Annotated in this window: 11 protein-coding genes; 8 read left to right on the top strand and 3 right to left on the bottom strand. The window is 48.8% G+C overall.

Going from position 1 to position 15,160, the window contains the following annotated elements:
- The first annotated feature begins 21 nt into the window (after nt 1-21).
- Nucleotides 22-789, top strand: a complete 768-nt coding sequence (locus tag QCB45_RS05410) for an undecaprenyl-diphosphate phosphatase (protein ID WP_279419825.1) — start codon at nt 22-24, stop codon at nt 787-789.
- Nucleotides 790-810: 21 nt separating this feature from the next.
- On the top strand, nt 811-2,289 hold the full coding sequence (locus QCB45_RS05415) for an NAD(P)H-hydrate dehydratase (RefSeq protein WP_279419826.1): 1,479 nt from the start codon (nt 811-813) through the stop codon (nt 2,287-2,289).
- A 25-nt stretch (nt 2,290-2,314) separates the two neighbouring features.
- On the opposite strand, the gene QCB45_RS05420 is transcribed toward QCB45_RS05415, so the two are convergent.
- Both QCB45_RS05420 and purE read right to left on the bottom strand, forming a co-directional pair.
- The gene (locus QCB45_RS05420) at nt 2,315-3,421 is read right to left on the bottom strand and encodes a 5-(carboxyamino)imidazole ribonucleotide synthase (RefSeq protein WP_279419827.1); all 1,107 of its coding nucleotides are present in this window, start codon (nt 3,419-3,421) and stop codon (nt 2,315-2,317) included.
- Nucleotides 3,422-3,512: 91 nt separating this feature from the next.
- Nucleotides 3,513-4,004: a 5-(carboxyamino)imidazole ribonucleotide mutase gene (gene purE, locus QCB45_RS05425; RefSeq protein WP_279420016.1), complete on the bottom strand. Its 492-nt coding sequence runs from the start codon at nt 4,002-4,004 to the stop codon at nt 3,513-3,515.
- A 239-nt stretch (nt 4,005-4,243) separates the two neighbouring features.
- On the opposite strand from purE, the gene QCB45_RS05430 reads away from it, so the two are divergent.
- Nucleotides 4,244-5,143 carry a phosphate/phosphite/phosphonate ABC transporter substrate-binding protein gene (locus tag QCB45_RS05430; protein WP_279419828.1) on the top strand — a complete coding sequence of 300 codons (900 nt, stop codon included), beginning with the start codon at nt 4,244-4,246 and terminating at the stop codon, nt 5,141-5,143.
- Between the two features lie 62 nt (nt 5,144-5,205).
- A complete protein-coding gene (locus tag QCB45_RS05435) occupies nt 5,206-7,617 on the top strand; it encodes an EAL domain-containing protein (protein ID WP_279419829.1) in 2,412 nt (803 codons plus the stop codon).
- A gap of 8 nt (nt 7,618-7,625) precedes the next feature.
- Here QCB45_RS05435 and QCB45_RS05440 read toward each other — a convergent pair whose 3' ends face one another.
- Complete coding sequence (locus tag QCB45_RS05440; RefSeq protein WP_279419830.1) at nt 7,626-9,437, bottom strand: EAL and GGDEF domain-containing protein; 1,812 nt, start codon at nt 9,435-9,437, stop codon at nt 7,626-7,628.
- 290 nt (nt 9,438-9,727) lie between these two features.
- Between QCB45_RS05440 and metK the strand changes: the two genes are divergently transcribed.
- From metK to QCB45_RS05460, 4 genes are all read left to right on the top strand, one after another.
- Nucleotides 9,728-10,888 (top strand): methionine adenosyltransferase, encoded by a 1,161-nt coding sequence (gene metK / locus QCB45_RS05445; RefSeq protein WP_279419831.1) that lies wholly within the window; start codon nt 9,728-9,730, stop codon nt 10,886-10,888.
- A gap of 103 nt (nt 10,889-10,991) precedes the next feature.
- A complete protein-coding gene (gene metF, locus QCB45_RS05450; protein WP_279419832.1) occupies nt 10,992-11,849 on the top strand; it encodes a methylenetetrahydrofolate reductase [NAD(P)H] in 858 nt (285 codons plus the stop codon).
- 14 nt (nt 11,850-11,863) lie between these two features.
- Nucleotides 11,864-12,604 carry a 16S rRNA (uracil(1498)-N(3))-methyltransferase gene (locus QCB45_RS05455; protein ID WP_279419833.1) on the top strand — a complete coding sequence of 247 codons (741 nt, stop codon included), beginning with the start codon at nt 11,864-11,866 and terminating at the stop codon, nt 12,602-12,604.
- Between the two features lie 117 nt (nt 12,605-12,721).
- Nucleotides 12,722-15,094 carry a diguanylate cyclase gene (locus QCB45_RS05460; protein ID WP_279419834.1) on the top strand — a complete coding sequence of 791 codons (2,373 nt, stop codon included), beginning with the start codon at nt 12,722-12,724 and terminating at the stop codon, nt 15,092-15,094.
- Nucleotides 15,095-15,160: the final 66 nt, after the last annotated feature.

Genomic DNA, 15,160 nt, shown 5'->3' on the forward strand with positions numbered 1-15,160 from the left:
GACCGTAACAGAGGAAACAGAATGGAAATCTATCAAGCGATTATTTTAGGGATCATCGAAGGGCTGACCGAGTTCTTACCGATCTCCTCAACGGGCCACTTAATTGTTGTCAGCGACTGGCTTGGGTTGCAGCAGACCGATCAAAACACAGCTTTTGAAGTCATTATTCAGCTCGCGGCGATTTTCGCGGTTATCTTCAATTACCGCGAACACTTCCGCCTCAGCCAATGGCCACTTTGGACTAAAGTTGCAATAGCCTTCATTCCGATCGGTGCAGTCGGTTTCTTGTTCAGTGACGTCATCAAAGCACTGTTCAGTGTAGAGATCGTCGCCTGGGGCTTCATCGTCGGCGGTTTGATCTTTCTGCTACTGGAGCGCGTCTACAAGGAAGACGAGCACAAAACCGACGATCTAAACAAAATCAGCTACAAACAGGCCGCATGGATCGGTATCGCCCAGGTATTCGCTCTTGTTCCGGGAACCAGCCGTGCCGGCGCCAGCATTGTCGGCGGCATGCTGACCGGACTGAACCGAAAGACCAGTGCCGAATTTTCATTCCTTTTAGCACTGCCGGTACTGGCTGCGGCTTCCGGTTACGACTTCCTTAAACACTATCAGGAATTTGCCAACAGTAGCTTCACTCCTCTGGCCGTTGGTTTTGTGGTGTCGTTCGTAGTCGCTTACGCAACCATGAAGTTGTTTTTGGCGTTCCTGCAACGGTTCACCTTCAATGCCTTCGGGATTTATAGAATCCTATTCGGTGTCCTGTTACTGACACTATTCGTCTAAACCGATACGGGGGAAACGAGCATGACCCTCTACTTTCACGACGCAGCCCAGAGCCGGGCAATTGACCGCCTTGCCATTGAACAGAAAGGCATTCCCGGCCTGTTACTGATGAAGCGAGCAGGCCTGTTCGCTTTTCAAACCCTGCAAAATCAATACCCAAACGCCCAACGTCTGTTAATTGTCTGCGGCACAGGTAATAACGGCGGTGACGGCTTTGTGGTGGCGCAGCTCGCCGTCATGGCGGGACTGAAAGTCGAGCTACTTTTGAACGGTCAGGCCGATGCGCTCAAAAACGATGCCCTACAGGCCTACCGGGAACTTGAATCCTTGGGCGTCAAGCCCGCCTCTTTCCAAACGGACGCTTTCAAAACGTGTGATGTCATCATCGACGCCCTGTTCGGCACTGGACTCGACCGCCCGATTCAAAACCAAGCGGCCGAATGGATCGAATACATCAACGCCAGCGGAAAACCGGTCATCGCGCTCGACATCCCCAGCGGTCTTTCGGCCGACAAAGGAACCGTACTCGGCTGCGCGGTAAAAGCCAATCATACCTGCACCTTCATCACCCGAAAACTCGGCCTCTACCAATTCAATGGCGCGGACTATTCGGGCAAAGTCCATTACAGCCCGCTCTTTCTGGAACAAAGTATTCTGGAAACTCAAACTCCGGTTGCAGCAAACCATCCACTCAAATATTGGTTAAACCAATTACCGAATCGCCCCAAAACCAGTCACAAAGGATCGGCTGGCAGCGTCTGCCTGATTGGCGGTGATCATCATATGATGGGCGCCATCCAAATGGCAGGCCTGGCGAGTTTAAAAGTCGGAGCAGGCCTGGTCAAAGTCATTTCCCATGAAGAACACGGCATTGCCCTGACACAGGCGCTTCCTGAATTGATGTGCTATGCGGAACCCGCTTTTGAAGAACAAACCCAAAATGCCAAGGCCATTGCGGTCGGTCCCGGCTTGGGACTGAATGACTGGGGCAAAAACCTATTCGAGAAAGCGACACGATTACCACAACTCAAGATCATCGATGCCGATGCCTTGAAGCTGCTAGCCGCAAACCCCAAGCATCAGGACAATTGGGTACTGACACCTCATCCGGGAGAAGCGGGGGAAATGCTTGGCTGTACAACGGATGAGATTCAGCAAGACCGGATTGAAGCAGTCAAAGCCATTCAGAAAAAGTATGGCGGTGTCGTCGTATTGAAGGGTAACGGCAGCCTGATCTTTGATGGAGAGAACATGGAAATGTGCCTGGCCGGCAACCCAGGAATGGCGGTCGGCGGCATGGGCGATGTTTTAACCGGGGCAATCGGCGGACTGATCGCACAAGGCCTACCTCTGTTCGAAGCCGCTTGTCTAGGCGTAAACCTGCACGCCCATGCGGGCGACATACTCGCCCAACAAAAAGGCCAGCTCGGTTTGTTACCCACCGAACTGGCCTCTACCATCAGTCAACTTTTAACTTATGCGGATAAGCAAAGCGGTTGATTTTTTCACAACCGCGATTCAGTTTTTATTTCGGCAGAAAATCCGTTAGCTGATTGAACATCTCGAACAACTTGTCTTCGTCTTCGGCAATCAAGTTAATATGCCCAAGTTTACGTCCTTTACGTTCCGCTTTGTCATACAGATGCAGGAATGCATTCGACATTGTCAACACCTTATCCACAGGCCCGGTTTCACCGATGATATTGATCATCGCCGCAATCGTCTGGCGTGGCTCCGTCGACCCCAACGGCAATCCGGTGATTGCTCGCACATGGTTTTCAAACTGGCTGGTCAAAGCGCCTTCAATCGTCCAGTGCCCTGAGTTATGCACACGCGGCGCCATCTCGTTCGCCACCAGGCCGTCGGTTGTTTCAAACAACTCCAGCGTCAACACGCCAACATGATCCAACTCATCCAACAGGCGCTGCATGTATGCTTCCGCCTGCTGCTGAACTTCTTCCGTAATATCTCGGGCTGGCGCGATGGTATAACGCAAAATCCCCTCATGGTGCACATTCTGCACCAACGGATAATACACATGCTCGTTATCGGCATTGCGCACCGCCACGATCGACAGCTCACGGATGAAATCGACAAAGCCTTCCAGAATCAATTCACGACCGCCGATTTCCGACCAGGCCTGTTCAATTTGATCCTTGTCCTTCAGAACGAACTGACCTTTGCCGTCGTAGCCTTCGGTCGTGGTCTTAAGCACCGCCGGTAAACCGATCTCTTCAACCGCCACTCTCAAACTGTCTAAGGAGTCGACGATTTGATACGGCGCGCACGGAATCTCCAACTGATCGAACATGCCCTTTTCACGGCCACGATGCTGAGAGACAAACAACGATTTTTCAGCCGGATAGACAGGTGTCGTCTTGGCGATTTCACGAACCTGCTCCACACTGGTGTTTTCGCTTTCATAGGTAATGACATCGGCAAACGCCACCAGCTTCTGCAAACTGTCGACATCGTCAGCCTGTTTATACATGTGGCCAAGCAACGCGGAAGGTTCGTCGTCGCTCATACCATAGAAACCGAATTTCTGGCCTAGCGGGTAACCCGCAATCGCCAACATACGGCCAAGCTGGCCGGCACCTAAAACACCAATTCGTTTTGTAAACGGGGTCATATCCCACTTTCTCCAAACAAAAAAACCGTAGCGGCTTATTTTAGCAAAAATAGCACACTACGGTTTTGAATTCGACTTTATGTACGACGGTTTATTCGACGCGCGGATCCGGATTTTCCAGGACGGTCTGTGTCTGCTCCGCACGGAACGCTTTCACCGCTTCACGAATCGCCGCATCCTGGTTACCAACCATCTGCGCCGCCAGGATTCCGGCGTTTTTGGCTCCGGCATCACCGATTGCCAAAGTACCAACCGGAATGCCGCCCGGCATCTGAACGATCGACAACAAAGAGTCCTGACCGCTCAAAGCACGCGACTGGACTGGAACACCCAAAACCGGCACGACGGTTTTGGCCGCAACCATGCCAGGAAGATGCGCCGCGCCACCAGCACCGGCAATGATCACCTGCAATCCGCGCTCTTCGGCCTGCTCGGCATACTCGAACATCAGATCCGGCGTACGGTGTGCCGAGACCACCTTAACTTCGTAAGGCACGTTGAACTGTTCCAACATGTCGACCGCATTCTTCATAGTCGGCCAATCGGACTTGGAACCCATAATTACGCCCACTAGAGGCTGAATTGCTTGCGTCATATTTGCACTCTAAATTTTAGAAAAGCGGTAAACTATACACGCATTTTTTATATGTTTCAATAACTTAACCACACTATTTTCATAGAAGTCAAAATTCTTTCTTTTAACAAAAACTTTAGCACATGATAAAACCAGTCTGCTAGAATGGTATTCCGTTAAGCAAATATAGCGTAAACCAAATACAGTCGGCATCTAGCATATACTTAAATCAATCGGAAACCTGAAATATGAAACACCTGATCATTGTGTTTTTTATAAGTTTACTTTCGCAACTGTCAGGGTGTTCTGAAGAATCTCAAGCCAATCATACACCGGTTTTCGTTCCACCACCTGAAAACGCTATTCCCGATTACACTTTTGCCGTTCACCCATTACATAACCCCACTCGACTCTTCGAAGTATTTCAACCATTAATGGAATACCTCAATGCACGAATCCCGGAAGCGCATTTCAAACTCGAAGCCTCTCGCAACTACAAAGCTTTCGACAACAAACTCAAACAAGAAAAAGTTGCTTTTGCCCTACCCAATCCTTACCAGACATTAATTGCAATCGACCACGACTATAAAGTCATCGCCAAAATGGGAGACGACCAGAATTTTAAAGGCATCATTCTGGTACAAAAAAACAGTGGTATCAAAACCCCGATCGATCTCAAAGGCAAATCCATCAGCTATCCTGCACCAACGGCCCTAGCGGCTACCATGCTGCCACAATACTACCTGCAAAAACATGGCTTAAACATCAGTAAAGACATTGAAAACCACTACGTAGGGTCTCAAGAATCTTCAATCATGAATGTCTATCGAGGCGACACCGCTGCCGGATCAACCTGGCCGCCGCCATGGGAAGCCCTGACACACGAACGGCCTGAAATAAAAGATAAACTCAAGGTGATCTGGGAAACCCAATCCCTCCCTAATAACAGCATCGTCGTGCGCAAAGACATTCCGGAAGAATTAGCCCGCAAAGTGCAAAACGCGCTGACTGACTTCCATAAAACTCCGGAAGGAATCATTGCCTTGAAAAGAATGCATCTATCCTGTTTCGAAAAAGCGAACGATCGAACGTACCAGAGTGTTAGGGATTTCATCAACGACTTCTCTCGTACGGTAAGGCCCCTATAAACCCCGGATGGCCAAGAGATTGAATTTTAAAACCAATGTATGATTAGGACCTCTCACACCACATGTTAAAGTATCTATACAGCCGCTCAATCAAACATAAATTAATTTATGCTATTGCTGCCGTGCATGCGGTTCTGATGAGCATATTCATTGTCGACCTGGTCAGCCGTCAACACGCCTTTCTGGTCACGGAATCTAAAGCGGCGACAGCGGGTATGGCCCGCACCCTTGCCACGAACAGTATCCCCTGGGTTCTATCCAACGACTTGGCAGGCTTAGATGAAATTATTACCTCGCAATCCCAGCAGGCCAATTTCAAGTTCGCGATGATCACCGACGAGAAAGGCAAAATCCTCAGTTATTACAACCACGAAAAACCCAAAGAGAAAAGAGCCGGGGAATACATCTCTGATGCAGACTTCATCAAAAACCCCAATCCAACTGACCTGGTCACGTTCTTTGACGACGACCTGGTAATAGACTTAGCTGCACCAATCTTTGTCGACTCTACCCTTATCGGATGGGCCCGTGTACAAATCAGCCGCCAAAACATCGCAAACAGCATCGGATACATTACGGAAGAAGGGTTGTTCTACACCCTATTTGCAATTCTTGTCGGCACCTTGATGGCTTGGTTGCTGGGAAACAGTCTGACCAAAGGCATTTATCAACTTGTTAACGCCACGCAACGGGTTCGTGCCGGAGAACGCAACATCCGCATTTCACTAAATCGAAGAGATGAGTTGCAAAACCTGTCTGAAAATTTCCAAGCTATGCTGACCAATCTGGAAGAGAAAGAGCGAGATCTACACGCTGAAAAAGAACGCGCCGAAATCACACTTAAATCCATCGGTGACGGCGTCATCACCACCGACTGCGAAGGCAAGATCACCTACCTTAATCCGGTATCGGAACACTTGACTGGTTGGGGCAACTTCGCGGCCAAAGGCCAGCCTATGGAAAACGTATTCAGAATCTACAACGAGTACACCATGGAACCGGCGGTTAACCCGGCATTGAAAAGTATGGAAACGCGTAAGATCATCGGTTTAGCCAACCACACGGTTCTCATCAACCGAGGTGGCGAAAAAATTTCCATCGAAGATTCCGGTGCTCCAATCATCGACAAGAACGGCGACATCATCGGTTCCGTACTGGTTTTCCACGATGCCACAGAGGCACGCAAACTAAAAGACCGTCTGACCTGGCAAGCCCTACACGACAGCCTAACCGGCCTGTACAACCGTCAAGCATTTGAAAACAAACTGGATGAATTGATTGAATCCGGACTTCAAGCTCCGGAAGTTCAGCACAGCCTGATCTATATCGACCTGGATCAGTTCAAAATCGTCAACGATACGGCCGGCCACTCCGCCGGTGACGAACTGCTTAAGCAGGTTGCCAGAATCCTGAGCGAACAGATTCGTGACACCGATTTGCTCGCCCGCCTTGGCGGCGACGAGTTCGCGATCCTGCTTGAAAAATGTCCGACCGATAACGCCGAAGTAATTGCCGAAAAAGTCCGTAGCAGCGTCGAACAATACCGCTTCACCTGGGAAGACCGAATTTTCGATATCGGCACCAGTATCGGTATTGCAAACATCCAAGGCTCTATCAGCAAGGCGACGGTGATGAGTCAAGCGGACATGGCCTGCTACCTGGCCAAAGACCATGGGCGTAACCGCATCCACGTCTTCCGTGAAGACGACCAGACGTTAGCCAAGGAATTTTCTCAGCTTGACTGGGTCAACAAAATCAAACAAGCGGTCGAGAAAGAACAGTTTGTACTGTTCGCTCAGGAGATCATTCCTCTACAGAGCCTTCCCGACAAGAAGGCTTATGAAATCCTGGTGCGCCTGAAGTCTAACGATGGCAGTCTGATCACTCCAGACCAGTTCTTGCCTGCCGCTGAGCGTTTCAATCTGATGGCGACACTGGATACTTACATCGTAGAACACGCCATGCAATGGCTTAAAGACAATGCCGAACACATTAACTATCTGAACATTAACATTTCAGGGCAGTCACTGGATAATACCCAATTCAACGATAAGCTTCTTGAACTATTGAGCGCCAATCCCGACTTTAACTCGAAGATCTGCTTTGAAATCACCGAAACAACGGCAATCACTCACATGTCGGCGAGTATTACGTTCTTGAATAGCATCAAGAACTTCGGCTGCCGACTCGCTTTGGATGATTTCGGATCCGGCTTCTCTTCATTCGGCTGGCTTAAAACCCTTCCGGTCGACTATGTCAAAATCGACGGTAGCTTTGTTTTGGATGTCCTGAACGATAAAGTGGATGCGGCGATGGTGAAAGCGATCCACCAGATCAGCCAAGAGATGCATATCCAGTCGATAGCGGAGTTTGTTGAAACAGCGCAAGTTGCAGATTGGTTAAAGGAAATCGGAATCGGCTACGCGCAAGGTTACCACTTCCACAAACCGACTCCTATCGAAGAGATCTTCTAGTTAGTAACTTAACCCTGTACCAGATTCAATTTCTTTGAATCGATGACCGAGTAAGTGTTGCCGCCTTCGGATTTGGCTTTCTTTTTGGCCTGGGTGGCATAAGAAGTCAACATCTGCTGGTGACTAAACATACCCGGGGCCACAAGCAACACGCCAAGTGACAGGCTGATCATCGGAAAATGACGCTCCTTGCCATCACGATCCACCGCCTTAATCGCTCCCCGCTTGCGGTCCTCGTCGTCATAATAACTTGGAACCACTTGTCTGAACTCATGCAAGACTCCTTCGCAGATCGACTGATACTTCTTCACTCTCGGAGAGATAATGATGAAGTCGTCACCACCGATATGCCCTATAAAGTCGGTACTCTCTTTCGTGTGATGATGCAGTATCTTGGTCATACTTCGAATGATGTCATCACCTCTCTCAAAACTATAGAAGTCGTTAAATGGTTTGAAATGATCCATATCGATATAGATCACCATAAAATCGATTTGACGGCTCAAGAAAGAGCGAATCGTATTCTGAATCGGAACATTGCCGGGCAAACCGGATAATGGGTTAGCGTACTGCGCGCTCTGTACTTTTAAATCGGTCATGGCTCGCAGCAAATCAATGAAACAACCGCATCCCTGATATTGTTTGTTCTTGGTGATAATAAACACATCCCCTCGGTGGCTACCTTCATATTCGGTAACGATACGACTGAGCTCAACCAAAGGCATCTGCACATCAATCGTTACGGGCGATTTATCCATGATTTTCTTTACCGGTTTACGCTGATGAAGATCACGACCGAAACGACTGGCGAACAGATCCATCACCTCACGACGCCATACCATTCCCAGCACCAAACCGTCTTCAACCACCGGAACATAATCCAGTTCGCTCTTTTGTAAAAACAGCTCAGTGATCTCACTCACCGGAAGCTCAGGAAGAATGCTTGGCGTCTCCCGCACCAGGCAGGCCGCCGTTTCATTTTCACGCAAGTCTGTCTCAACAACATTTGACCAGACATAATCCAAATTCAGTGTCGGTTCAGGTTGCGGCTTTTTAAACAGATACCCCTGAACATAATCCACGCCGATTTTTTCCAAAGCCTTTAAGGTTTTTTCATCTTCCACCCCTTCAGCAATGACTTTGGTATGCAGCCCTTTGGCCAAGGCACAAATCGTTTCGATGAAACGCTGTTTATCCTTATTTTCAGCCAGATCAAAAATGAAATGCTTGTCGATCTTAACGAAATCCGGCTTCACTTCAGACCAAATGCGCAGACCGTTGTAACCGCCACCCAAATCATCGATCGCCACCTTGAATCCCATATGACGATAATGATTGATCGATTGGATGAACAGATCAAAATCCTCAACCGGCTGAAGCTCAGTGATTTCGATTACGACCTGAGAAACATCAATACCGAGACTTTGCAGACAATCCAACGTTTGACTGCGGCGATGTGAACTCTGCATCAACGCATTAACCGTCACATTAACAAACAGGTATTCATTCTTGTCGAACTGATGATAACTTTCAATGGCAATCTGACGGGCCAGAAGATCCATTTCAAACAAACAGCCATGCTCTTCAGCCACATGAAACAAGTGAAGAGGCCAATACAAAGGCGAATTTTCAGGCCCTCGAGACAGAGCTTCAAAACCGAATACTTTTCGATTTTGAATATCTACGATCGGTTGATACACGGGAGTCAAATTCTTCAACGTAAAAATCGACAACAACTCCCGACCTAACGAAGAATCCGATAGCCTGTGTTTTAGCTGCTCATTGACAGGCAACACCTCAAACTGACTACACTCCACCATAATTCAACACCTTGATAAATTCGACTTATTCTAAGAAATAGAGATTTTATCCACCTGATGTTTCAAATGGCTGACATCCAGATGACATTTTCATGAAAATACGTCTGGGCCACCAAAAAATTCACGGCCATTATTGACTAAATATAATCAAGTGAGATAATAATAGGTTAGCGCCGATTTGACTTTCAGCTTGCGGGCGCATTAAAAGTACGGCTAAAGCGAGGAAACCGTTATTCCCGCCGATTTTTCCGTACCTCGTAATAATTTAATACTTCTTTCGAGGAACAATCATGACAAAAACTACCGTATTTACCTCTGAATCCGTTTCAGAAGGTCACCCAGACAAAATCGCCGACCAGATTTCCGACGCAATGCTTGACGCCATTCTGGAACAGGATCCTAGAGCGCGCGTAGCTTGCGAAACCTTCGTCAAAACCGGGATGGTTCTAATCGGCGGCGAAATCACCACCGAAGCTTGGGTAGACCAGGAAGAGCTTGTCCGAAAAGTCGTTAAAGACATCGGTTACGACCACGGCGACCTTGGATTCGACGGTGAAACCTGTGCAGTACTTTCCTCTATCGGGAAACAGTCGCCTGAAATCGCCATGGGTGTCGACGAATACGACAACCACGAACAAGGCGCCGGCGACCAAGGTTTGATGTTCGGTTACGCATCAAACGAAACCGAAGAGCTGATGCCGGCTCCAATCCACTACGCACACCGCTTGATGGAGCGCCAAGCACACGTCAGAAAATCCGGTCTGCTTTCATGGTTACGCCCTGATGCGAAGAGCCAGGTTACTCTGCGCTACGAAGACGGTAAGCCGGTCGCTATCGACGCAGTGGTATTGTCTACCCAGCACAACCCTGAAATCGACACCGACACTCTGCGTGAAGCGGTCATGGACGAAATCATCAAACCGGTACTGCCTGAAGAGTGGTTGCACAAAGACACCCTTTACCACATCAACCCAACAGGACGTTTTGTTATCGGCGGACCGGTGGGCGATGCCGGCTTGACTGGTCGTAAGATTATCGTCGACACCTACGGCGGCATGGCCCGCCACGGCGGCGGAGCTTTCTCCGGAAAAGATCCATCCAAGGTTGACCGTTCTGCGGCTTACGCTGGACGTTATGTGGCAAAAAACATCGTTGCAGCCGGCTTGGCGGACAAGTGTGAAATCCAGGTTTCCTATGCAATCGGTGTTGCTGAACCGACGTCGATCAGCATCGAAACCTTCGGCACGGAAAAAGTCGCCATCGAACTAATCACCCAATTGGTTCAAGAGCATTTCGATCTTCGACCAAAAGGGCTGATTAGCATGTTAGACTTATATCGTCCGATTTATCAGAAAACCGCCTCTTACGGCCACTTTGGACGCGAACTTCCTGAATTCACTTGGGAAAAAACCGACAAAGCGGATGCACTAAGAGCAGCAGCCGGTCTGTAATAAAGACCACTGAACAGTCCCCTGTTCGAGGTTGATAAAATCGCTAAAATTAAAGCCACCAGGCCTGGTGGCTTTCCAACTTCACCAAACCAAGGTTTAGAGCATGAAGTCTCAGCAAAAATATGCACAAAAATTGAGTTTAGAGTTCTTCCCACCGCGCACAGAGCAAGGTACGGAAAAGCTGAAAGCCGTGATTGAAGGCTATGGCCAATTAAATCCGGAATACATGTCTGTGACATACGGTGCAGGCGGAACGACTCAAGAGAAAACCGTGGAAACGGTGCGCTACATTCAAGAACAAACTTCTTATGATGCGGCGCCGCACCTCACCTGCATCGGCGCAACCGAAGAAAGCGTGATGGAACTGCTAAACACCTATGAAGCCATGGGCGTTAAACGCATTGTCGCCCTGCGCGGAGACCTACCTTCAGGCATGATGGATCCGGGCGAATTCAAATACGCCAGTGATCTGATCGCGTTCATCAAAGCCGAAAAAGGCGACACCTTCCACTTGGAAGTGGCTGCTTATCCGGAAACCCACCCACAAGCGCGTAACTGCGAAATCGGTATTAAGTGGTTTAAGCATAAAGTTGATCAAGGTGCCGATTCCGCCATCACCCAATATTTCTACAATGTCGACAGCTATTTATACTTCATCGACAACTGTGAAAAACATGGCATTGATCTGCCAATCGTACCTGGCGTCATGCCAATCACCAACTATGAAAACCTGATCCGTTTCTCGGAAGGCTGCGGTGCGGAAGTGCCTCGCTGGTTGAAATGCCGCCTTGAAAGCTTCGAAGACGACAAGGAAAGCCTGATGGCCTTTGGTCAAGACGTGGTCACCGAACTGTCGCAACGCCTACTAGATGCCGGTGCTCCGGGGATTCATTTCTACAGCATGAACCAGCTTGAGCCGACCTTGGACATCGCCAAGGCGTTGAGTTTTAAAGGCCAGTAAGAGGCTCTCGGACCATGCGCATACCTCGACTCTACCTACCGGGCGAGTACGCTCCAAAACAGGTCATTGCTCTAACCAAAGAGCAGACTCACTATGTATTGACGGTATTGCGTTTGAAAAACCAACATCCTGTCGAGGTGTTCAACGGCAACGGACTGCAAGCCATGGGAACACTGATTGTCACAGGACGACGCAGTGCCGACCTGTGCATCGAAAGCCTGTCGGAACCGCAAGTGGAGTCCCCGCTCAATACCGTTCTGGTACAAAGCATCTCCCGTGGAGACCGCATGGACTACACACTGCAAAAGGCCGTGGAATTGGGTGTTACCCGAATCCAGCCGATCTTTTCCGATCGCTGTGAAGTCAAACTCAGCAGCGATAAACTCGAGAAGCGTCGCGATCAATGGCAATCGATCGTTATCAGCGCCTGCGAACAGAGCGGTCGTTGCCTGGTACCGGAAATACTGCCGATCCTGACCTATCAGGCCTGGCTAGAATCCTTAGGGAACGAAGCGGTTTTCGGCCTCACGCTCGATCCTTACGCCCAGCACAATCTAAACACCGTCAGTCAGCCTGAAGCATCCATGCCGATTCACCTATTGATCGGTCCTGAAGGCGGCCTGACCGAGCAAGAAGTTGAACAAGCCACTCAAAAAGGCCTGACACCTATCCGACTCGGTCCTAGAATCCTACGTACTGAAACCGCAGGACCAACCATTCTAGCCGGCCTACAAATGTTGTGGGGCGACCTATAACCCTCCTTATCACGACCCATAACCAATCCCTTATAATCAATCACTTAGGTCGAAAACACGGTTCAAAACCGCTATAATAAAGAAATACCTCTTCATCCTTAAAATAAGTGTATTACGTTGCGTCCACTTTCCAATTTTTCAAAGTTTCTGGTTCTGTCTCTATTGTGTCTTAACTGGTCTGTCAGTTTTGCCGTACAGACCGATGCGAAAAACCCTACTCCAGAAAAATCTTCTAATCTAGAAAAGGTTAGCCTACAGCTAAAGTGGCTTCATCAATTCCAATTTGCAGGTTACTATGCCGCGAAAATCAAAGGTTTTTACGCAGATGAAGGGCTGGACGTCGAAATTCGACAACGTGACATCCATCGCAACAACATCGAACAAGTTATAAGCGGCGAGGCCGATTACAGCATTGCCGACAGCATACTGCTGCTTTATCAGGCAAGAAAGCAGCCTGTGGTCATTGTCGCCCCGATTTTTCAACACTCTCCGCAGGTTTTCATCAGCCTTAAGTCGAGCGGGATCGACAGTCCGTACAAACTGGACGGCAAGAACGTGGCATTTTACAAGAATGATGCTGACGGGTTCGCGCTCGAATCCATGTTGGCAGAAATCGGAGTCAAACCAAAATACAAACGCGTCATGATCACCGCGGATCCGGAAATGCTTTCTCGTGGAGAGGTTGTCGCCTACCCGGGCTATCTTTCAAATGAACCCTACTACCTGAAACGGCATGGGTATGAAATCAACCTCATAAGACCGATGAATTACGGCATCGACCTCTACGGCGACATGCTTTTCACCAGCCAACGTGAAGTGACCGAACACCCAGACAGAGTTGAACGATTCAGACGAGCTACTATCCGTGGTTGGCAATACGCCATGACCCACAAAAAAGAGATCGCCAAATACATTCAAAAAGAACTCAACAGCAATAAAACGCTCGATCACTTATTGTATGAAGCCGATGTCATCGAAGAGATGATGGTCTTCAAATCAATTCCAATCGGAACTATGGACGAAGGGCGTTTGCAGTTCATTCAGAACCTTTTTAAAAAACACGGTCTGATCGATAAAACGTTCCCTTTGAGCGAAGGGGTCTACCGCCCACAAAAAACCAGCACGACTTTCAGCCGCAAAGAGATGGAATGGATTCTGCACCACCCTGTCGTGAAAGTCGCCATCGATTCCGCCTGGGAACCGATTGAATTCGTGGACAAAAAGGGACATTTCAGCGGCATTTCTGCCGGTTACCTGAATTACCTGAGCCAGTCGACCGGTATCACCTTTCAGCCAGCCAAGAACTTGAGTTGGTCGGAGGCTGTACATAAGATGAAAACAGGGGAACTGGACATGTACTCCGCCGTCGTCAAAACCGCCGACCGCACCCAATACACCAACTACACAGAGCCCTACCTGAAATTCCCGATGGTCATCGCAACCCAAAGGGGAGAGCCTTTCATTGCCGACATGGCAAAACTCAAAGGCAAAACCGTCGCGGCTGTTAAAGATTACGCCTCTCACGAAAAGCTGAACCGCCTGTATCCGGAAATTCCACTGCTTCTTGTCGACACGGCTCAGGATGGCATAGAAGCCGTTTCCAAAGGTAAGGCTTACGCCTACGTGGATAATGTCGCCGCCATCAGTCACATTATAAAAACGCAGCACTTCACCAACATCCAGATTTCAGGTGAAACCCCGTTTCGCGCCGACTTAGCGATGGCGGTACGTAAAGATTGGCCGGAACTCCAAAGCATTCTCCAAAAAACGCTCAATTCTATGGATGAAGAAACACGCAACCACCTTACCGATCCTTGGCTACAAGTTGCCTATAAAAAGGAGATTGAATGGAAAGCCTTCGCTTCCATTCTTGGTCCAATCATATTAATACTTATCATCATCAGCCTATACACGCGCCGGCTGAGCCAACTGAACAGAGACTTAGTGTGCACACAGCATGACTTGACCGAATCCAACCAAAAACTGGAAACGCTCTCGACAACCGACCACTTGACCGGTATTTTCAACCGTAGCCATCTTGATCAGGTACTGACCAATGAATCACAGCGTTCAAACCGTCATAGATACCCGCTAAGCATGATTCTGATCGACTTGGATGACTTCAAGAAAATCAATGACACCTACGGCCACCTAACCGGGGACGACATTTTGATTCAGAGTTCCGAATGGATTCAGTCATCCATCCGAGAAACCGATACGTTCGGTCGATGGGGCGGTGAAGAGTTCCTGATCATCTGCCCGGATACCACGCTTGACCAAGCCACCGTCCTTGCAGAAAAAATCCGACAAGGGATCGCCGAACAACTGTTTACGGAAAACATCAAGCAAACCCTCAGCATCGGAGTTTCACAATACAAATCCTATGAGCCGATCAATAAATGGATCAGCCGTACGGATGAAGCTCTGTACAAAGCAAAACACCAAGGTAAAAACCAAGTGGTAAGCTGTCTTCAACTATTACCGGAATAGCTTGTAAACAGGGCTAGCAGACATAACTCTTCAATAATAAGTTTTCCCCCTGCCGATAACAGCAAG

This window comes from Thiomicrorhabdus sp. ZW0627 (genome assembly GCF_029767005.1).
Lineage (GTDB): Bacteria > Pseudomonadota > Gammaproteobacteria > Thiomicrospirales > Thiomicrospiraceae > Thiomicrorhabdus.